General features: G+C 64.1%; 23 protein-coding genes. 14 read left to right on the top strand and 9 right to left on the bottom strand.

From position 1 onward, the window contains the following. Nucleotides 1–37 precede the first annotated feature (37 nt). Genes AC07SI_RS20205 through AC07SI_RS20195 form a run of 3 tightly spaced genes read left to right on the top strand, consistent with a single transcriptional unit; the run spans nt 38 to nt 2,975 of the window. Complete coding sequence (locus AC07SI_RS20205; protein ID WP_495006382.1) at nt 38–883, top strand: SDR family oxidoreductase; 846 nt, start codon at nt 38–40, stop codon at nt 881–883. Continuing rightward, nucleotides 883–2,016, top strand: coding sequence for a phytanoyl-CoA dioxygenase family protein (locus AC07SI_RS20200; RefSeq protein ID WP_495006381.1), 1,134 nt, complete (start codon nt 883–885; stop codon nt 2,014–2,016). The genes AC07SI_RS20205 and AC07SI_RS20200 overlap by 1 nt, the downstream gene beginning before the upstream one ends. Before the next feature lie 35 nt (nt 2,017–2,051). Then, nucleotides 2,052–2,975: a sugar ABC transporter substrate-binding protein gene (locus AC07SI_RS20195; protein ID WP_495006380.1), complete on the top strand. Its 924-nt coding sequence runs from the start codon at nt 2,052–2,054 to the stop codon at nt 2,973–2,975. A 160-nt stretch (nt 2,976–3,135) separates the two neighbouring features. Here the strand turns inward: AC07SI_RS20195 and AC07SI_RS20190 are convergent, their stop codons facing one another. Further along, nucleotides 3,136–3,456 carry a DUF2834 domain-containing protein gene (locus AC07SI_RS20190; protein ID WP_495006379.1) on the bottom strand — a complete coding sequence of 107 codons (321 nt, stop codon included), beginning with the start codon at nt 3,454–3,456 and terminating at the stop codon, nt 3,136–3,138. 84 nt (nt 3,457–3,540) lie between these two features. On the opposite strand from AC07SI_RS20190, the gene AC07SI_RS20185 reads away from it, so the two are divergent. Together AC07SI_RS20185 and AC07SI_RS20180 are read left to right on the top strand one after the other, a co-directional pair. Continuing rightward, nucleotides 3,541–4,329, top strand: coding sequence for a helix-turn-helix domain-containing protein (locus AC07SI_RS20185; RefSeq protein ID WP_262135732.1), 789 nt, complete (start codon nt 3,541–3,543; stop codon nt 4,327–4,329). A 54-nt stretch (nt 4,330–4,383) separates the two neighbouring features. Next, nucleotides 4,384–6,093: an amidase gene (locus AC07SI_RS20180; protein WP_495006398.1), complete on the top strand. Its 1,710-nt coding sequence runs from the start codon at nt 4,384–4,386 to the stop codon at nt 6,091–6,093. Nucleotides 6,094–6,204: 111 nt separating this feature from the next. Here the strand turns inward: AC07SI_RS20180 and AC07SI_RS20175 are convergent, their stop codons facing one another. The 3 genes from AC07SI_RS20175 to AC07SI_RS20165 are packed head-to-tail and all read right to left on the bottom strand — an operon-like array spanning nt 6,205 to nt 7,629. Further along, nucleotides 6,205–6,939: a CPBP family intramembrane glutamic endopeptidase gene (locus AC07SI_RS20175; RefSeq protein ID WP_065907996.1), complete on the bottom strand. Its 735-nt coding sequence runs from the start codon at nt 6,937–6,939 to the stop codon at nt 6,205–6,207. A 4-nt stretch (nt 6,940–6,943) separates the two neighbouring features. Continuing rightward, entirely contained in the window at nt 6,944–7,414 is a 471-nt protein-coding gene (locus AC07SI_RS20170; protein WP_065907995.1) for a RidA family protein, read from the bottom strand. Further along, on the bottom strand, nt 7,411–7,629 hold the full coding sequence (locus AC07SI_RS20165) for a DUF6434 domain-containing protein (protein WP_495006378.1): 219 nt from the start codon (nt 7,627–7,629) through the stop codon (nt 7,411–7,413). Before AC07SI_RS20165 ends, AC07SI_RS20170 begins: the two co-directional genes overlap by 4 nt. 249 nt (nt 7,630–7,878) lie before the next feature. Between AC07SI_RS20165 and AC07SI_RS20160 the strand changes: the two genes are divergently transcribed. Both AC07SI_RS20160 and AC07SI_RS20155 read left to right on the top strand, forming a co-directional pair. Then, on the top strand, nt 7,879–8,310 hold the full coding sequence (locus AC07SI_RS20160; RefSeq protein ID WP_065907991.1) for a nuclear transport factor 2 family protein: 432 nt from the start codon (nt 7,879–7,881) through the stop codon (nt 8,308–8,310). Nucleotides 8,311–8,390: 80 nt separating this feature from the next. Beyond that, a complete protein-coding gene (locus tag AC07SI_RS20155) occupies nt 8,391–9,032 on the top strand; it encodes a LysE family translocator (protein WP_495006377.1) in 642 nt (213 codons plus the stop codon). Here the strand turns inward: AC07SI_RS20155 and AC07SI_RS20150 are convergent. After that, nucleotides 9,029–10,357, bottom strand: a complete 1,329-nt coding sequence (locus AC07SI_RS20150; RefSeq protein WP_495006397.1) for an aminotransferase-like domain-containing protein — start codon at nt 10,355–10,357, stop codon at nt 9,029–9,031. The genes AC07SI_RS20155 and AC07SI_RS20150 overlap by 4 nt on opposite strands. A 90-nt stretch (nt 10,358–10,447) precedes the next feature. Between AC07SI_RS20150 and AC07SI_RS20145 the strand changes: the two genes are divergently transcribed. Continuing rightward, nucleotides 10,448–11,338 carry a DMT family transporter gene (locus tag AC07SI_RS20145; protein WP_065907988.1) on the top strand — a complete coding sequence of 297 codons (891 nt, stop codon included), beginning with the start codon at nt 10,448–10,450 and terminating at the stop codon, nt 11,336–11,338. Here the strand turns inward: AC07SI_RS20145 and AC07SI_RS20140 are convergent. Beyond that, on the bottom strand, nt 11,335–11,889 hold the full coding sequence (locus tag AC07SI_RS20140) for a YceI family protein (protein WP_495006376.1): 555 nt from the start codon (nt 11,887–11,889) through the stop codon (nt 11,335–11,337). The two genes, AC07SI_RS20145 and AC07SI_RS20140, sit on opposite strands and share 4 nt — an antisense overlap. 121 nt (nt 11,890–12,010) lie before the next feature. Between AC07SI_RS20140 and AC07SI_RS20135 the strand changes: the two genes are divergently transcribed. Further along, nucleotides 12,011–12,505, top strand: coding sequence for a PaaI family thioesterase (locus AC07SI_RS20135; protein ID WP_065907984.1), 495 nt, complete (start codon nt 12,011–12,013; stop codon nt 12,503–12,505). A 44-nt stretch (nt 12,506–12,549) separates the two neighbouring features. Next, nucleotides 12,550–13,437, top strand: coding sequence for a YghX family hydrolase (gene yghX, locus AC07SI_RS20130; protein ID WP_495006375.1), 888 nt, complete (start codon nt 12,550–12,552; stop codon nt 13,435–13,437). 71 nt (nt 13,438–13,508) lie between these two features. On the opposite strand, the gene AC07SI_RS20125 is transcribed toward yghX, so the two are convergent. Further along, a complete protein-coding gene (locus tag AC07SI_RS20125; protein WP_495006374.1) occupies nt 13,509–14,693 on the bottom strand; it encodes a DUF2252 domain-containing protein in 1,185 nt (394 codons plus the stop codon). A 243-nt stretch (nt 14,694–14,936) separates the two neighbouring features. Between AC07SI_RS20125 and AC07SI_RS20120 the strand changes: the two genes are divergently transcribed. From AC07SI_RS20120 to AC07SI_RS20110, 3 genes are all read left to right on the top strand, one after another. Beyond that, nucleotides 14,937–16,208: an aspartate aminotransferase family protein gene (locus tag AC07SI_RS20120; RefSeq protein ID WP_282397979.1), complete on the top strand. Its 1,272-nt coding sequence runs from the start codon at nt 14,937–14,939 to the stop codon at nt 16,206–16,208. Beyond that, a complete protein-coding gene (locus AC07SI_RS20115) occupies nt 16,205–17,707 on the top strand; it encodes an APC family permease (RefSeq protein ID WP_065907977.1) in 1,503 nt (500 codons plus the stop codon). The genes AC07SI_RS20120 and AC07SI_RS20115 overlap by 4 nt, the downstream gene beginning before the upstream one ends. Nucleotides 17,708–17,776: 69 nt before the next feature. Then, the gene (locus AC07SI_RS20110) at nt 17,777–18,352 is read left to right on the top strand and encodes a DUF1349 domain-containing protein (RefSeq protein ID WP_201144864.1); all 576 of its coding nucleotides are present in this window, start codon (nt 17,777–17,779) and stop codon (nt 18,350–18,352) included. Here the strand turns inward: AC07SI_RS20110 and AC07SI_RS20105 are convergent, their stop codons facing one another. After that, a complete protein-coding gene (locus tag AC07SI_RS20105) occupies nt 18,353–19,246 on the bottom strand; it encodes a LysR family transcriptional regulator (RefSeq protein WP_201144866.1) in 894 nt (297 codons plus the stop codon). A gap of 337 nt (nt 19,247–19,583) precedes the next feature. Beyond that, a complete protein-coding gene (locus tag AC07SI_RS20100; RefSeq protein WP_495006373.1) occupies nt 19,584–20,459 on the bottom strand; it encodes a LysR family transcriptional regulator in 876 nt (291 codons plus the stop codon). 125 nt (nt 20,460–20,584) lie between these two features. Here AC07SI_RS20100 and ampC point away from each other — a divergent pair, with 125 nt between their 5' ends. After that, the gene (gene ampC, locus AC07SI_RS20095) at nt 20,585–21,739 is read left to right on the top strand and encodes a class C beta-lactamase (protein ID WP_495006372.1); all 1,155 of its coding nucleotides are present in this window, start codon (nt 20,585–20,587) and stop codon (nt 21,737–21,739) included. Nucleotides 21,740–21,744: the final 5 nt, after the last annotated feature.

Genomic DNA, 21,744 nt, shown 5'->3' with positions numbered 1-21,744 from the left:
GGACGATCCACAACAACAAGAATCCAGGAGAAACTGCATGCCCTCTACCGATCTCGCCACCTCGTTTTCAGGCCAATACTTTGTCGTCACCGGCAGCACCCAGGGCCTCGGCGCGGCAGTCGCCCACACCCTGGCGCGCCGTGGCGCCGCCGGGCTGATCATCTGCGGGCGCCGCCTCGCCCAGGGCGAAGAGCAGGTGCGACTGCTGGCACAACTCGATTGCCCGGCGTTTTTTGTCGAGGCCGACCTTGAGAAAGTCGAGGATTGTCGCGCGATCATCGAGGCGGCACGCACCCACTTCGGCACCTTGCACGGGCTGGTGAACTGCGCGGGCATGTCGGATCGCGGCACCATTCTCGACACCTCGCCGCAGCTGTTTGATCGGTTGATGGCGGTGAACGTGCGCGCGCCGTTCTTCCTGATGCAGGACGCCTTGAAACTGATGATCAGCAACGGTGTGGAAGGCGCCGTGGTGAATATCCAAAGCGTGACCGGGCACGGCGGGCAGTCGTTCCTCAGTGCTTATGCGGCGTCCAAGGGCGCGCTGGCGATTCTGACCAAGAACGTCGCGTTCAGCGCGCTGCGCAACCGCATCCGCGTCAATGGCCTGAATATCGGCTGGATGGACACGCCCCACGAGGATGAAATCCAGCGCCACTACCACGGTGCCGAGGATGGCTGGCTGGCCAAGGCCGAAAGCGCGCAGCCGTTCGGGCGCCTGCTCAAGCCCGAGGAGGTCGCGCAAAGCGTGGCGTTTTTGCTGTCACGCGAGTCGGGGATGATGACCGGCTCGATCATCGACCTGGAACAAGGCGTGGTCGGTTGCACCGACGGCGGCAGCCCGCAACCGCACCAGGCGCTGAGCCTGCCAGGAGGTGCGTGATGTCCGCATTTGTGACCGAAGAGGCCGTGCGCCTGGCTGACTTCAGCCGCGTCTGCGCGCAGAAGGCGCAGGCCGAGGACTATCCGCTGGCCGCTGAAGTGGTCAGCAACGTGCCGATCTACCAGGCGCAGACCTTGCGCAACAGCGACCGCCTTGCGGTCATGAACGAACTGCATCGCCTGTTTCGCGACGGGCCGGGGGTGATGGTGGTGCGCCGCGCCTATGAAGACCTGGAGGTGGTGGATCGGCACAGCCAGGTGTTCGACGCGATCTTCGCGCATGAGGCCGCGCAAGGTGTGGCCGCCGACCACTTTGCCAAGGCCGGCAGCAACGGGCGCATCTGGAACGCGTTGCAAAAGGCCGCGTTGCAGTCGCCGGAATCGTTTGTCGAGTATTACGCCAACCCGTTGCTGGGGCTGATCGCCGAGGCGTGGCTGGGCCCGAGTTACCAGGTCACGGCGCAGGTAAACGTGGTGCACCCCGGCGGCCAGGCGCAACAGCCGCACCGCGATTATCACCTGGGCTTCCAGACCGTCGAGGTGGTGGAGCGCTTCCCCCTGCCCTTGCACCTGCTGTCGCAGTACCTGACGTTGCAGGGCGCGGTGGCTCACTCGGACATGCCGCTGGAAACCGGCCCGACCCAGCTGCTGCCGTTTTCCCAGCAATACGCCCTGGGCTACCTGGCCTGGCGCCGCGCAGAGTTTATCGACTACTTCCAGCACCATGCCGTGCAACTGCCACTGAACAAGGGCGACCTGCTGTTCTTCAATCCGGCGCTGTTCCATGCCGCCGGCACCAATCGCACCGCCGACTGCCAGCGCATGGCCAATCTGCTGCAAATCTCCTCGGCGTTCGGCAAGCCCATGGAAGCCCTCGACCGTGACCGCATGATGCTGGCGGTGTACCCGGCGTTGCTGGCCAATACCGGCCTGGACGCGCAGGCGGTTGCTGCGGTGGTGGCCTGCACCGCCGACGGCTATGCCTTCCCGACCAACCTCGACACCGACCCACCCTTGCACGGCCTGGCCCCGCAAACCGGACAGGCACTGATGCTGCAAGCCCTCGACGAACGCTGGACACCTGCAGACTTCGCGGCGGCCGTCACGCAGCTGCGGGCCAAGCGACAGGCGTGATGCTTTAACAACAACAAAAACAACGGAGCAATATCATGAAGAAACACCTCCTTGCGGCACTCTTCACCCTCGCCATCAGCCCCTGGGCACTCGCCGATATCCGTATCGGCGTAAGCATCGCCCAGGTCGACGACGTATTCCTCGCGCAGATGCGTGACTACATGGCCGCCCATGCCAAGGAGTTGCCGGGCGTGAGCCTGCAATTCGAAGACGCCCAGGGCGATGTGGTCCGCCAGCTCAACCAGGTGCAGAACTTCAGCGCCCAGGGCATGGACGCGATTATCGTCAACGCCGTCGACACCGCCGCCACGCAGAAAATGACCCTGAATGCCCAGCAGGCCAAGATCCCGCTGGTGTACGTCAACCGCCGTCCCGAGTTCAAGGAGGTGCCACCGGGGGTGGGCTATGTCGGCTCGGATGAGATCAAGGCGGGCGAGATCCAGATGCGCTACCTGGCCGAGAAAATGGGCGGCAAGGGCAACCTCGCGATCATGCTCGGGCTGCTCTCCAACAACGCCACGCACAACCGCACGCAGGGCGTGAAAAACGTGCTCAAGGACTACCCCGGCATCAAGATTGTCGAGGAGCAAAGCGCGGAGTGGCAGCGCAGCAAGGCGATTGACCTGATGAACAACTGGATCGTGTCCGGACGCAAGATCGACGCAGTGGCGGCGAATGCCGATGAGATGGCGATTGGCGCGGCCATGGCCATCAGCCAGGCGGGCATGCAACCGGGCAAGGACATCCTGGTCGCCGGCAGCGATGGCGGCGCGGCCGGGCTGGATGCCGTGAAGAAAGGCCAGTTGCTGGTGACGGCGTATCAGGACAACAAGGGGCAGGCCGTGGGCGCAATTGACCTGGCAGTGAAGATGGTCAAGCAAGAGCCCTACGTGGCTGAGCTGACCATCCCTTACCAGCAGATCACCAAGGACAACTACCAGGCCTTCCTCAACCCTTGACCCTCCTCTACCTCCGTGGCGAGCGGGCTTGCCCCGCGTTGGGCCGCGCAGCAGCCCCAAAAACCTGACACCTCGGACTGTCTGAAGAAACGGGGTGGCGATGACTGGGGCTGCTGCGCAGCCCAACGCGGGGCAAGCCCGCTCGCCACAGGGAATTGCCTCAGACCGGGGGCTGTGCGCGTCGCGAACACTGGTTGACGACGATATACAGCAGCGGCCCCACCGACACGAACACCGCCGTCAGCAAAAAATACGGCAGCACCGACGCCAGCGACCGCCCTCGCCCACATGCATCGTGGTACATCCACACGCAGGCGAGTACTGCCATCAGGTACAGGTCAATCACCACCTGCGCGGTGTCCGGACGCGAGATCAATTCCAATCCAAACGCCATGAGCGACTGCTCGGCCATGAGCATCGTAGCCAGGGTATACAGCGAAAACCCGAGCAAGGCGGCCAGGGCGATAGAGGGTCTGAGCATGGTTTCTTCCTTGTAGTGATCGAGCCGTCACCCTAGTGATAAGGTGGGCGCCCTCGCAATGACCTCGGAGGTCATGAACACGCCATGGACACGCCTGTTACCGCCGGCGCCTACCTGCGCCAACTGCGTCGGCACGCCAAGCTGAGCCAGCTCGACCTGGCGCTGATCACCGGTGTTTCCCAGCGCCACCTCAGCTGCCTCGAAACCGGCCGCGCCAAGCCGAGCCCCGGCACCCTGCATAACCTGCTGACCGCGCTGGAAGTGCCGCTGGACGAATGCAACCGCGTATTCCTCGCCGCCGGCTTCGCGCCGCGCTACACCGCCACGCCACTCGCCGCACCCGGCATGGCGGCGATTCGCGAGGCGGTCAGCCATGTGCTGCACGCCAACAACCCGGCCCCGGCGATCCTGCTGGGCAGCGAATGGCAGGTGCTGGCCGCCAACGCCAGCACCGCGGTGCTGTTCGAGTTGGTGGGCATCCCGCCGCAGGCCAGCGACGGCTTGAACCTGCTGGCCACCCTGCTGGAACCGTGCGGCCTCGGCGATCACCTGATCAATGCCGACGAAATCCGCACCCTGGCCTGGCAGCGCGCCAGCCGGGAGGCGCTGGGCAATCCGACGCTGGCGGCGTTGCTGGCCTCTCTGCCGGCGCCGGCCAGCACCGAACGGTCCGAGGCGCTGCCGCCGTTGGTGCTCACCCGCGTGCGCTCGACCCGTGGCGAACTGAACTTCCTGTCGACCTTCACCACCTTCGGCATGCCCCAGGACATCACCCTCGCCTCGCTGCGCATCGAACATCTGATTCCTGCTGACGACGCCACCTGGCAGGTCATGCGCGGCGCCCATGCGGATTATGCGGCGCTGGTTTTGTGAAATATCTGTACGTAGACTGCCGCCATACCCCCACTTGAAGGCGGCGAAAAAAATCTGATGCAAGTTACCGAAGTCTCCATTGCCCAATTGCGCGCGGCGCTTGAAACCGGCCAGACCACGGCCGTTGAACTGGTCCAGGCGTACCTGGCGCGGATCGATGCCTATGACGGTGCGCAGACTGCTACCGCACTCAACGCCGTGGTGGTGCGCAACCCTCAGGCCCTGAAGGAAGCCGAGGCGTCCGATGCGCGCCGGGCCAAGGGCGAAACCTTGGGGCCATTGGACGGCATTCCCTACACCGCCAAGGACAGTTACCTGGTCAAGGGGCTGACGGCTGCGTCGGGCAGCCCGGCCTTTGCCAAGCTGGTCGCCCAGCGTGACGCCTTTACCATCGAGCGCCTGCGCGCCGGTGGCGCCATTTGCCTGGGCAAGACCAATATGCCGCCGATGGCCAATGGCGGCATGCAACGCGGTGTGTATGGCCGCGCAGAAAGCCCATACAACGCCGACTACCTGACCGCGCCATTCGCCTCCGGCTCGTCCAACGGTGCCGGCACCGCGACCGCCGCGAGCTTCGCGGCCTTCGGCCTGGCGGAAGAAACCTGGTCGAGCGGACGTGGCCCGGCGTCCAACAATGGCCTGTGCGCCTACACACCGTCGCGGGGGGTGATTTCGGTGCGCGGCAACTGGCCGCTGACGCCCACCATGGACGTGGTCGTGCCCTACGCGCGCACCATGGCCGACCTGCTGGAAGTGCTTGACGTGGTGGTGGCCGACGATCCGGACACGCGCGGCGACCTGTGGCGCCTGCAGCCCTGGGTGCCGATTCCGAGCGCCACTTCGGTGCGCCCGGCGTCTTACGCGCAACTGGCGGTGACGACCGAATCCCTCGTGGGTAAACGCTTCGGCGTGCCGCGCATGTACATCAACGCCGACCCGGACGCCGGCACCAGCGAAAAACCCGGCATCGGCGGACCGACCGGGCAGAAGATCAACACCCGCGCCAGCGTGATCGACCTGTGGCAGGCCGCGCGCCAGGCCCTCGAAGCTGCTGGCGCGGAAGTCATCGAGGTGGATTTCCCGCTGGTGTCCAACTGCGAAGGCGACCGCCCCGGCGCGCCGACCGTGTTTACCCGTGGCCTGGTGTCCAAGGAATTCCTGCACGATGAACTGTGGGAGCTTTCCGCGTGGGCCTTCGATGATTTCCTGCGCGCCAACAACGACCCGGCGCTGAACCGCCTGGCGGATGTCGACGGCCCGCAGATCTTCCCGCACGACCCCGGCACCCTGCCCAACCGTGAAGATGACCTGGCCGCCGGCATGGACGAATACGTGCGCATGGCCGAGCGTGGCATCACCCCCTGGAACGAAATCAGCACCGTCCCCGATGGCCTGCGCGGTCTTGAGCAGACCCGCCGGATCGACCTGGAAGACTGGATGGACACGCTGGGGCTCGACGCGGTGCTGTTCCCCACCGTGGCCGATGTCGGCCCGGCGGATGCCGACGTCAACGAAGCCAGCGCCGACATCGCCTGGAGCAACGGCGTGTGGGTGGCCAACGGCAACCTTGCGATTCGCCACCTCGGCGTGCCCACCGTCACCGTGCCGATGGGCGTGATGGCGGATATCGGCATGCCGGTCGGGCTGACGTTCGCCGGGCGCGCGTACGATGACTCGGCGTTGCTGCGCTTTGCAGCGGCCTATGAGGCGACGGGCAGCAAACGCCAGATTCCACCGCGCACCCCGCCATTGCCCAGCGCGTAAGCCGGTGGGAACGGAAAACGCTGGCTCGCTTGCGATGCCGGCCCGTACCCCACTGACTCGCCAGCAATACCGGTCCTGTAGGAGCTGGCAAGCCAGCTCCTACAGGCGGTGCTACACCATCGGCACGGCAATCAGCAGGATCGCCGTGCCGTGGGTCAACGTCGCGGCAAGCACGCCGTAACGCATACGCACGAGCGCACAGGCCAGCCCCTCGATCAGGGTAAACAGCAACACCGGCCAGCCCAACTGGGTGACGCTCAAGGCCAGAAAGGCATGGCAGGCGGCAAACGCCACGCCGCTGAGCAAGGCCGCGCGCAACGGCGTGACCTGTTGTTCCAGGTAGCCCTGCAAGAACCCGCGAAACAACACTTCCTCAAGCGCATTGGCGCCATACGCCAGCACCAGCATGCCCGGCAGCCACGCCCAATAGCCGGGGATCGCCTGCACCTCAATCCCTTGATAGAGCCGCAACGGTACCCCGATCAGGCCGCCGACACCCAGCCCGACCACAAGCCCGATTGCACGCGGCCCCTTGACCCATACCACCCACCGCCATAGCTCGGGGGCGACATAGGCCAGCCCCCCGATCAGCACCAGCGACAACCCACCCAAGGCGGCCAGCACCAACGCATTGTCGGTGAAGGCGATGCTTACCGCATCGCTCAATGCCCACAGGCCCAAGGGCGTCATGGCATCGCGCATCAGCACAAATGCCGCCAGCAGGATCAGGATGCGCATCGCCGCAAGCGACCTGGGCGTCAGCGCGAACCACAGGCCAAACAGCAACAGTCCCGGCGCCAGGTAGGCACCGTAATTGACCAGAACCGCGATGCCCTGGGTGATCATCGGTTCAGTCGTGGGCAACGGCGATCATGTCGATCTCCACCGCTGCCGACTTCGGCAACTGCATCACACCGACCGACGTGCGCGTATGCACCCCGGCGCTGCCCAGAATCTCGTGCAGCAAGTCGGAGGCGCCATTGGCGACTTCACTCTGCTGATCAAAGTCCTCGGCGCTGCGCACATACACGGTAATGCGAGGGATGGCCTTGACCCGGTCCAGCGAACCCAAGGCTTGCTTGAGCAGCCCCAGGCAACGCAAGGCGCTGATGCCGGCGGCGATTTGCGCCTGGGCCAGGGTGATGCTGTCGCCAACCTTGCCCGGCAGCACGATGGTGTCGCCTACACGTGGAATCTGGCCACTGATGTACAAGTGATTTCCGTCACGGACCAGCGGCGTGTAGTTGCCGCCCACCTTGAATTCGTCCAACTGATAGCCGAGGCGTTGCTGGGCTGCCTGGTATTTCTCATCGGGGGTCATGCGCGTGCTTCCTCGTGGCGACGTCGCCATTCATCCACGACATCGCCCAGGGTCTTGGGCACGTCGTTGCGAATCCAGGCGATAAAAGGCCGGTCGAACTTGAACCCCGGACCACAGTGTTCAAGCATGAAACGGCGAACGTTCTGGGTGTTTTTATAGTGGCGGGTGACGGGTGTGGCACGCGTGATGGGATCGCTGTGCCAATCAAAATCCATGTTGTCGTCTCCGGGCAATTACAGTGTCCGGGCGTAGCATAGCGATGTGCTACCTGCACAGGAAGAGGCGTCAAGGACTGGCCTTGTGTTGAGACGTCGTATAAGTCGCCCAGGTTTTTAAAACGTCTTCAAGGCTAATCTTTTCAAGATATTTCAAAATTTCACTTTCCTTCAGCGCAGGAAATATTGCATGGTTGTACGACGACTTAACCGGTCGTGCCAGCCCCCAACAACAATAAGGAAACACCCATGCAAAACGTCAAAGTGCTGATCGGTTTTCTGTGCCTGTTCAGCGGTTATGTCGCCGCCGCGCCGGCCGCCGCCGAAAAGGATGTGGCCCAAGCGGTCGACCAACTGACCCAGGCCATGCTGCACCTGGACCTCAAGCAACTGCACGCGCTGACCGCCGATAAACTCACCTACGGCCACTCCAGCGGCAAGGTGCAGAACAAGGATCAATTCATCGCCGACCTGGAAACCCACACCAGCGCGTTCAAGACCCTGGAAATGCAAAACCAGACCATCACCCTCAACGGCGACACCGCGCTGGTGCGCAACCACTTCCACGCGCTGGCGGTGAACAGCGGCGTCGAAGTACCGACCGATATCGACAACTTCCAGGTCTGGCAGAAACAAAAAGGCAAGTGGCTGCTGATCGGGCGCCAGGCTTACAAATATTGATCGCCCGTGACTGAGGAACCCTCTGCGCGAAGGTGAGGATCGGGTTAGCATCAGCACTCCGAAACTCACCGAGCCTGAATATGGACACTCACTCGATCCTGGCCTTTACCCTCGTTGCCGCTATCGCCATTGCCAGCCCAGGCCCGGCCATCCTGATGGCCCTGAACAACAGCCTGGCCTATGGCGCGCGCTCCACGTTGTGGTCAACCGCAGGCAATGCCAGTGGGTTGTTCTGCATGTCGGCGGCAGCGATGCTGGGATTGGGTGCGTTGATCATCAGCTCCGAGTGGGTCTTCAATGCCGTGAAGGTGCTCGGCGCCGGCTACCTGTTCTACCTGGGCGCCAGCAACCTGCTGAAAAAATCCGGCACACTTGCGCCCGGCTCGCAGGGCCCCGCCCGCGTCAATCCACCAAGTCGCTGGAAGCTTTACAAGCTGGCGTTCCTGACCGCAGTGACCAACCCCAAGGCAGTGCTGTTTTTCACCGCACTGTTTCCACAGTTCCTCGACCAGCACGCCCCGCTGGTGCCGCAGTTCCTGGTGTTGACCCTGATTTTCATCCTGCTCTCGGCGTTGTCGTTGAGCCTGTATGCCCTGCTCGCTTCGCAGGCCAAGGGCTGGCTGGCGCGCCCGGTGTTTTCCAAGTGGGTCAACCGCGTGGTGGGGACGACGTTTATCGGCTTCGGCGCCGCGCTGCTGAGCCTGCGACGCCAGACACTCTAGTACGGCCCGACAACCCGGCGCACGGTCAGCAAGGCTTCACGCAGTGCAGGCATGTCCACCGACCCCAAGGCCAGGCGCAACGCATGCGGCACATGGGCGGAGACGGCAAACGGCTCGGCCGTCGACACGCTGACCCCCTCGCGCTGCAGGGTCATGGCGACCTGGTCGGCGCGAACCTCTTCCGCCAGGGGCAACCATAGAAAGTACGACGAGGGATGGCTGATGGTCGCCAGCCCCTTTAGCACCTGCGCGGCCAGGGCTTGCCGGGCGCGGGCGTCCTGGCGTTTCTGAGCTTCGAGTTGCGCCACCGTGCCGTCCTCGATCCACGCCACGGCGATGGCACTCATCACGCCGGGCACGTTCCAGGTGGTGGCCATGATGGTGCGCTCCAGCACCTTGACCCACGCCGGCGGCGCGGCAATAAAACCCACCCGCAAGCCGGTGGCGATGCTCTTGGACAGCCCACCGACATACACCGTGCGCTCGGGTGCCAATGTCGCCAGCGGGGGTGGCGGGTTTTCGACCAGAAACGCGTAGGCCGCATCCTCGATGAGCATCAGATTGTGCTGACGGGCAATGCTCACCAACTGCTCGCGCTGCGACATTTCCATCACCCAGCCCAGCGGGTTATGCAGGGTCGGCATGCAGTACACGGCCCGCACCGGGCGCTGGCGACACAACGTTTGCAGCGCCTGCAGGTCGGGCCCGGCGCGGGTGACCGGCACGGCGAGTATTTCCAGGTGCAGGGTCTCGGCCAGCACCTTGAAGCCCGAATACGTCAGCGCGTCGACGGCGATCACATCCCCCGGCTTGAGCAATGCCATCAGGGTCACCGCCAAGCCGTGCTGGGCGCCACTGACCACCAGCACCTGCTCGGCCTCGACCGTCAGCCCACGGTTGAGCAGGTGCCGCGCGACGGCAGCGCGTTCGTGCAGGCGGCCGGCGTGCGGCTGGTAACGCAGCAGCGCCTCAAGGTCGCCGGACAGCGCCAGCTGCCGCAAGGCGGTGCGCAGCAAATCGGCCTGGCCCGGCAGTGAGGGGTAGTTGAAATTGAGGTCGAGCAGGCCGGCGGCGACGTTCATCTGCCCACTGCCCTGCCCCGGCGGCAACGCAATTTCGCGCACGAAGGTGCCGCGCCCGGTCTCGCCGCTGACCAGCCCCATCGCTTCCAACTCGGTGTACACGCGACTGGCCGTGACCAGCGCCAGGCCATGGTCGGCGGCGAGTTGCCGGTGAGTCGGCAGGCGCGTGCCGGGGGCCAGCCTGCCGCTGCGGATGTCGTCGGCAAAGGTATCGACCAGGAATTTATAACGCGCGCGCGGCATAGGTGATGTATCCATGACAATTTTTTGATTGTCCTAATACTCGCCTCTAGGATGACGCGAACGCAACCGCTGTTTTCTTGGATACCCCTCATGGAACGCACAACCCCCTTCAGCAACCTGGACACCCGTACCCAAGGCTGGATCAACGGCTTTATCGGCGTGGTGATTTTCAGCGGCTCGCTGCCGGCCACGCGCCTGGCGGTGATGGAATTCGACCCGGTGTTCCTGACCCTGCTGCGCGCCACCATTGCCGCCGTGCTGGGCCTGCTGTTGCTCCGGCTGTTCAAGGAGAAACGCCCTGCGCGCCACCAATGGGCGCCCCTGGCGGTCGTCTCGCTGGGCGTGGTGATCGGCTTCCCTTTGCTCACGGCCCTGGCACTGCAATACGTGACCTCGGCGCACTCCATCGTGTTTATCGGCCTGCTGCCTTTGGCCACGGCGGTGTTCGGCGTGCTGCGCGGCGGCGAGCGGCCACGCCCGGTGTTCTGGCTGTTTTCGGTCCTCGGCAGTGTGCTGGTGATGGGCTATGCCGTGGCCCAGGGCTTGAGCGCCGCCCCGGCGGGTGACCTGCTGATGCTGCTGGCGGTGCTGGTGTGCGGCCTGGGGTATGCCGAAGGCGCCACGTTGTCGCGCAGCCTCGGCGGCTGGCAGGTGATCTGCTGGGCGCTGGTGGTGGCGCTGCCGGTGGTGGCGCCGCTGAGCCTGCTGCTGGCGCCGTCGACCTTGAGCGGGATCAGCCTGCCGGCCTGGTTGAGCCTGGGTTATGTGGCGCTGTTCAGCATGTTGATCGGCTTCGTGTTCTGGTACCGCGGGCTGGCCCAGGGTGGCATCGCCGCCGTCGGCCAGTTGCAACTGCTGCAGCCGTTCTTCGGCCTGGCGCTGGCGGCGGGACTGCTGCATGAACAGGTGAGCCTGGGCATGGTGCTGGTGACGCTGGCGGTGATCGGTTGCGTCGCAGGCGCCAAGCGCTTCGCCCGCTAGCGCTGTGGCGCGACCATCTTGAACTTGATGTCGATGCCGTCGGAGACCACGCTGTTGCCGGCCCACTCACCCTCGCCGATCTTGAAATCGCTGCGCTTGAGGATGAATTTGCCGTCGAACACGCCAATGCCGCCTTGCTCCTTGAGCACCACGTCGACCTCCACCTGGCGCGTGGTGCCCTTGATTGTCAGGTTGCCACTGATCTTGAAGCGGTTACCTCCCAGGGGCGTGACGGCGGTGGACTCATACACACCCACCGGGTAAGTCGCAGTGTCGAACCAGGATGCGCGTTGCAGCTCGGCGTTGGCGTCGGGGCTGCCGGCGTCGATGCTCGCCAACTGGATCTTCAGCAACGCATGCCCGGCCTCGGGCTTTTGCGTGTCAAAGCTCAGCGTGCCCTCGAAATCGCCGAAGGTGCCATACACGCTCTGCCCCAATTGCTGGTAGGTAAAGCTGATCTGGCTGGCGGTGCGGTTGACGTCGGTGTACTCCACCGCCTGGGCGCTGGCGCAAACACCGAGGAGGACAGCCAGGTAAATGAAAGGCTTCATGCAACGCTCCGCAAGAGGACAGGACACAGTACTGAGCTAACACCTCATGCCACGGATTTATTCCCATCCGGCGCGCGCCCTGCTAAATAGAGTAGTCGCCCGAGAATAATAAGGACGTTGCATGCACTCCCCTTCGCTACAGGACATCACCGCGCCGCAAGGCATCTGTTACGGCTGCGGCAGCAGCAACCCACACGGCTTGCACATCAAGAGCCGCTGGGATGCCGACGGCGTCCACGTGGTCGCCGAGCACCTGCCCGACGCCCAGTACAGCGGCTGGCCCGACCTGGTCTACGGCGGCCTGATCGCGATGCTGGTGGACTGCCATTCCAACTGGACCGCCATGGCCTATCACTACCGCGCCGAACACCGCGAGCCCGGCAGCCTGCCGCGCATCGACTGCGTCACCGGCAACCTGGGGATCAAATTCATCAAGCCCACGCCGATGGGCGTGACGCTGACCTTGCGCGCCCGCGTCGAGGGCGAGGTGGGACGTAAGACCCGCGTGGTCTGCGAGGTCTACGCCGGCGACGTGCTCACGGCCATCGGCGACTCGCTGTTCGTGCGGGTCGACACCGGTCAATTGGCCGCCGCCGCCCATGGCCGCGCAGACTGAGGCTGGTCTACAGTGTCTGTCACCGCTAATCGAGGATTGCACCGATGACTCGTCTCACCGCGAAAGACTTTGCCCCCGAACTGCTGGAACTCTACGACGGCTACGCCCACGGCAAGATCAACCGCCGTGAATTCCTCGACCGCGCCGCGCTGTTCACCTTCGGCGGCCTCACCGCCTCCGCCCTGCTCGCCGCCCTGAGCCCCAACTATGCGTTGGCCGAGCAAGTGAAGTTCACCGACCCGGACATCGTCGCCGACTACATTACCTACCCCTCGCCCAAGGGCAATGGCAACGTGCGCGGCTACCTGGTGCGTCCGGCAAAAGCCGCCGGCAAGTTGCCGGCGGTGGTGGTCGTGCACGAAAACCGTGGCCTCAATCCCTATATCGAAGACGTCGCGCGGCGCTTGGCCAAAGCCGGGTTTATCGCGCTCGCGCCGGATGGCCTGACCTCGGTCGGCGGCTACCCCGGCAACGATGAAAAAGGCGTGGAATTGCAGCAGAAAGTCGACCCGACCAAGCTGATGAACGACTTCTTCGCCGCCATCGAATGGCTGATGCACCACGACAGCAGCACCGGCAAAGTCGGCATCACCGGCTTCTGCTACGGCGGCGGCGTGACCAATGCGGCCGCAGTCGCCTACCCGGAACTGGGCGCGGCGGTGTCGTTCTATGGGCGCCAGCCGGAGGCCAAGGACGTGCCGCGCATCAAGGCACCGATCATGCTGCACTACGGCGAGTTGGACACGCGGATCAACGAGGGTTGGCCGGCGTATGAGCAGGCGTTGAAGGCGGCCGGTACTACGTACGAAGCCTATATCTACAAGGGCGCCAACCACGGTTTCCACAATGATTCGACGCCGCGCTATGACGAGGCGGCGGCGAATCTGGCCTGGGAACGCACACTGGTCTGGTTCAAAAAATACCTGGCCTGACCACGCCATGGCCGGCGATCACGGTGTGTCAGGCAGACCGCGATCGCCGGCACACCGACTCCTGCAGCAGATCAATGTTCCAGTGCGTAGCGCCGGCAATGGTTGAGATAGCCCTGCTCATGACTCCCCACCAGTTGCACCACACTGGTCCATAACCAGGACGGTGCATCCAGCTGCTTGGAGCGATTCTCCTGCAACACTGCCATCCAGTCCTTGCGCGCGTCACGGTCCATCTGCCGGGCATGCGCGATGCCGACGACCCGCGCCAGGTAGCCGGCGGCATGCATCGCATCCGTCTCGCTCAACTCATCCAGCTCCAGCTTCATGTCCTGGGGCAGCAGTTCCCGGATAAAAAACCCATGGTCGAGAAACCGCGTCGCCACCATGCGTTCGCCCAGGCTCGGTGACAGCTGGCGCGCGCCCTCCACCACCCGACGCCCGTTATCCCGCGGCATCTTGGCACGTGCCGCACGCGGTGCTGCGGCGCCGACGGCTTCCTTGATATCGATCAGGCAATATTCCTGGTCGTCCTTGTCTCCCACCCCCAGCAACGCCGCGTAACGCAGCAGGCCGAGCGAACTGCAGCCCTTGACCCAATAGGCCGAGTCCAGCAATTCAACCTTGGCATCCTTGGGCCGCCCTTTGAGCGAGGTGACCAACTGGTGGATTTCATCGGAGGCGCAGACGCTTTCCAGCGCGGTTTTTTCGGCGCGCGACAACGACCAGAAATGCTTGCCGAGTGGAATCGTCGGCCGCGCATTTTCAATGCGCTCACGCGCAAGATTCTTCCAGGTGCGCTCCACTGCGCTGCGCATCCCGGCCTTGACCTGGGACGGACGCGGCGGCGCCTCGTCGGGCTTGTCCTTGAACGCCTGTTCGTAGCCAATCATCATTTCTTCGAGCATGCGTGCGGTGGTCACACCGGGCAGGTCCGAGCCTCGTGCGGCGGTGGCCAGGGACAGGGCCAGGCGCACCAGGTCATGGGCCGGGTTGCCGATCACCGCCTGGTCCAGGTCGCGGATATGCATGTCGATGCGGCCCTTGGTATCGCCGGTCGGGCCCAGGTTGCCGGCGTGGCAATCGCCGCAGATCCAGATGGCCGGCCCCTGCGGCAGGCGCCTGCCCATCTGGCTGTGCAGCCACTCGTAGAACTGCACGGTGCTGCCGCGCACATAGGCGTGTGCCGAGCGCGCCATCTTCAGGTTGCGCAGTTGGGTAAGGTGCGGCATGCGGGCGGAGGGACGCGGTATTTTCATGGAAGAACTCAGTGCAGGTGTAGCGGTAGAGCCTCGTCCCCGGGAGAATGTTTCATTATGTTTCAAAAATAAATGGCATAACGCCGCCACCATTCATAAGCCACACCAAACAATCCCACGCCAATCGGTCTTTCTAATCGCCGTCCCCTGCGCGCTAGCATCGGTCTCACTCGATGCAGCGAGTCACAACCCTAACTGCACACATCCACAAACACTGCCGCCCTAATAAAAGAGATAACGCAGATGAATGACGTGATGAACACCGCACCCCAGGCGTCCGCCAAGATCAACCTGGTCAAGGCCCGTGGCTCGCTGGTATGGGACGACCAAGGCAAGGAATACATCGACTGCACCGCCCAGGCGTGGTCGAACAACCTGGGGGCCAATGACCCTCGCGTCGTGGAGGCGGCGATCGCGCAACTGCGCGACATGACCCATATCCGCCCCAACTTCGGCTCGCCGGCCCACACCCGGCTGGTGGCCAAGCTGCGCGAAGTCTCGCCGGCCTCCCTCAACCAGATGGGTTTCGCCCTGCATGGCAGCCTCGCCGGTGAAATGGCGATGAAGCTGGCGTTCAAGAACCGCCCCGGCGCGCAGAACCTGCTGGTGCTGCAGGACGGTTACCACGGCCGTTCCCTGGCCACGCTCGGCGCCAGCTGGCCGCACCCGAACAACCCGTTCCTGGCGATCCAGCCACGCTTCACCCGCGTGCCGCACCCCAACCCCTACCGCACCCGCCTGGGCCTGGACCCGGAAACCGAATCCCAGCTGTGCCTCGGCCTGCTCGAAGACACCATCCTCAAGGGCGTCGACGGCGGCGTGGCGGCGGTGATGATGGAGCCGATCCAGGGCAATGGCGGGCATATCGAGTTCCCGCGTTCGTACTACAAGGGCGTGCGCGAGATCTGTGATCGCCTCGGCGTGCTGTTGATTTTCGATGAAGTGCAAACCGGATTCGGGCGCATGGGCACCATGTGGGCCGCGGACTATTACGACGTACTGCCCGACATCATTGTGTTCGGCAAGGGCGTGGGCGGTGGCTTCCCGCTGGCCGGGATCCTCGCCGATGACAAGCTCAAGTGGTTCGACGAAGGCGAAGAAGCGCTGACCTTCGGCCACTTCCCGGTCTCGCTGGCCGCCGGCTACGCGGCCGTGGAGGCCATCGTCGCCGACAACCTGTGCGAGAAGGCGCGCGACTCCGGCGACTACATCACCGCGCGGCTCAAGGAGATGCAGAGCCGCCATCCGCTGATCGGCGATGTGCGCTGCCCGGGCCTGATGGCGTCCATCGAGCTGGTCAAGGATCGCACCACCAAGGAGCCGGCGTGCCGTGAATCCCAGGAGGTGTATCGCCTTGGGGTGGAACGCGGCGTATTGTTCGGCGAGAGCCGCTACGCCGGCCTGGGCAACCTGATCAAGGTCAAGCCGCCGCTGGACATCGAGCGCCCGCTGCTGGCCAAGGCCCTGGATGTGCTGGACGACGTCATCGGCATCATCGAGGAGCAACGGTCATGAGCACGATTGTCGACACCCCGGTGACCGCCCCACCGAATGCGCAGGCACCCCTGTCCGGCGACGATGCCGACCTGGCGAGCCTCGGCTACGAGCAAAAAATGCACCGCACCATGAGTGCCTTCACCTCGTTTGCGCTGGCCTTTTCCATGGTCTCGATCAACACCGGCGTGGTCACGCTGTTTGCCGACCCGTTCAACCGGGTCGGCGGTATCGGTATCCTCCTGTGGCTGCTGGTGATTCCGTTGGTGTGCTGCATCGTCATGGTCTACTGCCACCTGGCCGGGCGCATTCCGCTGACCGGCTACGCCTATCAATGGTCGAGCCGCCTGGCCGGCAATCACTTCGGCTGGTTCACCGGCTGGGTGGCGTTCACCTCGTTTGTCGCCGGCACCGCCGCCACCTCGGCGGCGATCGGCACGGTGTTCGCGCCGGAGATCTGGGCCAATCCCACCCAAGGCCAGATCCAGGGCCTGAGCATCGGCGCCACGCTGGTGGTGGGCCTGTTGAACATCTGCGGGATTCGCCTCGCCACGCGGATCAATGACATCGGCGCAATCATCGAAATCATCGGCACGGTGCTGCTGGCCATTGCCTTGTTCCTGGGAGTGCTGTTCTTCTTCGAGCACACCCAGGGCGTGGCGATCCTGACCTCGGCGCAACCGGTCAGCGGTGGCGAGATCAGCTTCACCACCCTCGCCCTCGCGACCCTGCTGCCGGTATCGGTGCTGCTGGGCTGGGAAGGCGCGGCGGACCTTTCCGAAGAGACCAAGGACCCACGCCGCGCGGCGCCCCGGGCGATGATCCGTGCGGTGCTGGTGTCCAGCGTGCTGGGCTTCGTGGTGTTCGCGCTGCTGAGCATCGCCATCCCCGGCTCGGTCAGTGACCTGCTCAGCCACAGCGAAAACCCGGTGATCAACATCGTGCGCCTGCAACTGGGCAACGCAGCGGGGGTGGGCATGATCGTGATCGCGTTCGCGTCGATCCTCGCGTGCCTGATCGCCAATATGGCGGTGGCCACGCGCATGACCTTCGCCCTGTCGCGCGACAACATGCTGCCGGGCTCCAAGGTGCTGGCGAAGATCAACCCGCACTTCGGCACGCCGGTGGCCGCCATCGTGCTGATCACCGCCATCGCCGTGCTGCTCAACCTGGCGAGCGGCGGGTTTGTCACCGCGATCTACTCGATGGTCGGGCTGACTTACTACTGCACCTACCTGCTGACGCTGATCGCGGCGTTCCTGGCCTACCGCAGCGGGCGCATGCCCGGCGCGCCCGAGGGCGTCTTCAGCCTCGGCCGCTGGCTGTTGCCGATGATCCTGCTGGGCGGCGCCTGGGCCATCGCGGTAATCCTCACCCTCAGCGTGCCCGAAGAAAGCCACACCGGCGCCCTCACCACCGGCGTTACACTGGGCGTTGGTGTGCTGTGGTGGCTGTTCTCGCTGCGCACGCGCCTCAACAATGGCAGTGCCGGGCCGAGCAGCAAATTGCTGGATCACTAACCCGCACCAGGCCCTGCATAAAACCCCGTACGCGGGGTTTTGTGTTGTCACCCTCAAGGAGATTGACCGATGTTTGCACAGGCCACCTGGCTCAACCCGCCGCAACAATGGACGCGGCAGGCTGACCACCTGACCGTCGTCACCGATGCCCACACTGACTTCTGGCGTGCAACCCACTATGGATTTGTCCGCGACAACGGCCACTTCCTGCACGTGCAAACCGCTGGCGCATTCACCGCCCAGGTGAAAGTCGAAGGCGCCTTCGCCGAGCTTTACGACCAGGCCGGCTTGATGGTGCGGGTGGATGAAGCGCATTGGGTGAAGATCGGCGCCGAGTTGTCGGATGGCGTGACGCTGCTCAGCAGCGTGTTGACCGACGAGGTCTCGGACTGGGCCACTGGTGTCTTCCCCGGTGACCCGCAGGCATTCTGGATTCGCGCCACGGTGGCCAATGGCGTGCTGCGGGTGCAAGTGTCGGTGGACGGCGTGCACTGGCCGCTGGTGCGCCTGGCGCCCTTCCCGGTCGCCGCGTCCTACCAGGTGGGCCCCTACTGCTGCACACCGGAACGCGCAGGGCTGCAGGTGCGGTTTTCCGAATGGCAGGTGGGCGCGCCCAACGGCAAGTCGCTGCACGACCTGTCCTGACTAGCCCCGGCTGCGGGCGACTTCCAGCGCCAATTCGGCAAAGTTGCGTGCGGCCACGCTGGGATGTGGCGGCAAGGCCACCGCGACGGCGCACATCGGCATATCAGCGATCACCGGAAACGCCAGCCCCGGCCGCGCGTAGAAGCGTGCCGTGGACAGCGCGGTGATGCTGATGCCGCGCTCGGCGGCGACTGCCTGCAATTCGGTTTCCACCGTCGAGGCTTCGTGCACGATGCGCGCCGGCTGGCCATTGCGATAGGCATCGGCGGTCCAGTAGCTGCGCCATACACCGCTGCCCGGCGCGGCAATGATCGGCTCGTCGAGCAGGTCATGAATGCTCACACGACTCTCCCCGGCCAAGCGATGCCCGGAGGCCAGACAGGCCACGCACGGCTCGGTGACCAGCGTGTGCAACTCGATCTCCGCCAGGCCCAGCGGCGGGCGCAACACCGCGACGTCCATGCCGTCGTCAATGCCGGCGTGGGGCGAAGCGAAATCGTATTCACGCACCACCAGTTCAATCTCGGGATAACGCCTGGCGAACACGCTGAGGATCTGTGGCATCAGGTCCACACCCGCACCGATCAAGAAACCGATATTCAAGGAACCGCGTACCCCGCGTGCGTGTTCCTGGGCGGTGCGCACCAGGCGACTGACACCGTTGACGATGTCTCGAGCTTCCACCAGCAACGCCAAGCCCGCCGCGGTCAGTGCGACGTTGCGGGTGTTGCGCTGGAACAGCTGCACGTCCAGCAGCGCCTCGAACTGGCGGATCGTCTGGGACAGCGCCGGTTGCGAGACATGCAGGCGAGTCGCGGCGCGCACAAAACTGAGCTCCTCGGCCACCACCACAAAGGCCTTGAGTTGACGGATGTCCACGCCGGAAGTTTGCATCGAGGCTCCTTGTGATAAGCCTTTGGGCCGAGGGTGAGAATCGCATGAGGCGTGACACCAAGGACAGCACAAATACTGTGGGGGGAGTTTGTCCTCTGCAGAGGTTGTCCTGTGCCAAGGGGGGGGGTTGTCCTGGGCAGAGGGGTTGTCCTGTGGCAAGGGGGCTGGTTCTGGGCAGAAGGGTTGTCCTGTGGTGAGGGGACTGTCCTGGGTAGAAGGGCTTGTCCTGTGGTGAGGGGGCTTGTCCCCCGTTGGGCTGCGAAGCGGCCCCAAAAAAAGCGGGAGCGCTTCGCACTCCAACGGGGGACAAGCCCCCTCACCACAGGTCGACCCAACTTCAGTGATCAGGCACTTCGCACAACCATGCCTTGAACGCCGCCATCGCCGGTGTTTCAGCCCGCGACTGCAAGCGCGTCAACCAATAACTGCCCGTGGTGATGCCCACCGCGAACGGCTGGCGAATCGCGTCACTCTCCAGTTGCCGCGAGAACATCATCGCCGGTGCCAGTGCCACGCCGATGCCTTGCAGCGCCGCTTCCATCATCGCCAGCGACGAGTCGAACACAATGCTGCGCGGTACCAGGGTGTCGGCGGGCAGCCCGGCGGCCTGGAACCACAGGTTCCACTCATCGGCGCGGTAGGAGCGCAGCAGCGTGTGCTTCAACAGGTCGGCCGGCGCGTGCAGTTGCTCGGCAATCTGCGGGACGCACAACACGGTCAAGGGAGCTTCGAGCAGTTGGTATGCATCGGTGCCGTGCCAGGCACCTGCGCCGAAGCGGATTGCGTAATCCAGGCCTTCGGCAGCCACGTCGACGCGGTTGTTGTGGGTCGACAGGCGCAGGTCGATAAACGGGTAGCGGCTCTGGAAGTCCGGCAGGCGTGGCAGCAGCCAGCCGACGGCAAAGGTGCCGACCGCGCCGACCGTGAGGACCTCGCGGTAATGCCCGCCCTCGAACTGGCCTAAGGTATGTGCAATGCGGTCGAACGATTCACGCACCACCGGCAGCAGGGTCTCGCCTTCGCGGGTGAGCATCAGCCCGCGTGGCAGGCGCTTGAACAAGGTGACATTGAGCTGCGCCTCGAGGCTCTTGACCTGATGGCTGACCGCCGCCTGGGTCACGCACAGTTCGATGGCGGCGCGGGTAAAGCTCAGGTGCCGGGCGGCCGCTTCGAAGGCGCGCAAGGCATTCAGCGGCAGATGGGAGCGAAGCATAGTGACCCCATAATTTCTAATGGCTGCTGCGAGATATCATCGTTTGCCCAGGGTTGGCGAACTGCATACATTTGCCTCGCCCGCGCAGGCTCTCATCAATCGATCATTCTCATGGAAGCGTTATCATGCCCAAACATTTACGGTCTGGCGTGCTTAATTTCACCGCCATCGCGGCCTTTTTAAGTGCCAGCCACTGCCTGGCCGCCGCCGACCTGCAGGCCGTTGCCGACGCCAGCATCAAACCCCTGATGCAGCAGCAGTCTATTTCCGGCCTGGTCGTCGGCGTGATCAAGGACGGCAAGGCGCAATACTTTAACTACGGCGTCGCCAGCAAAGACACGCAGCAAGCCGTCAGTGAAGACACCCTGTTTGAAGTCGGTTCGGTGAGCAAGACTTTCGCCGCGACCCTCGCCGGTTATGCGGTGGCCAGCGGCACACTCACGCTCTCCGACAAAGCCAGCCACTATTTGCCCGCACTCGCCGGCGGCACGTTCGATCACGTCAGCGTGCTCAACCTCGGCACCTACACGGCCGGCGGCCTGCCCCTGCAATTCCCCGCCGAGGCGGATAACAACCAGCACATGCTCAGCTACTTCCAGCACTGGAAACCCGACTTCGCACCTGGCACCCAGCGCTTGTACTCCAACCCGAGCCTGGGCCTGTTCGGCTACCTCGCGGCGCAAAGCCTGAAGCAGCCGTTCGATCAATTGATGGAAAAAACCCTGCTGCCCCAACTCGGGCTCAAGCACACCTTCATCAACGTGCCGAAAAGCCAAATGAGCCTCTACGCCCAAGGCTATGGCAAGGACGACAAACCGGTACGCGTCAGCCCCGGCGCCCTGGACAGCGAAGCCTACGGGATCAAGACCAGTGCCGCTGACCTGCTGCACTACGTTGAAGTGAACATGCACCCGACGCGCCTGAGTAAAACCTTGCAGCAGGCGATAGGCGCCACTCACACCGGCTATTACACCGTGGACGGCATGACCCAGGGGCTCGGCTGGGAAATGTACCCCTACCCGGTCCCGCTTCAGGTATTGCTCGACGGTAACTCCACAAAAATGGCCATGCAGCCGCACCCGGTCAACTGGCTGACCCCGCCACGAGCGCCGCACGCCGATACGTGGGTGAACAAGACCGGTTCCACCAATGGCTTTGGCGCCTATGTGGCCTACGTACCGAGCAAGGGGCTGGGGGTGGTGATCCTGGCGAACAAGAACTACCCGAATGGTGAGCGCGTGAAAGTCGCGCATGCGCTTTTGAGCGCGATGGATAACTGAGATCC

Source organism: Pseudomonas sp. GW821-FHT05D12 (assembly GCF_059419825.1).
This window is presented reverse-complemented; position numbering and strand designations above follow the sequence as displayed.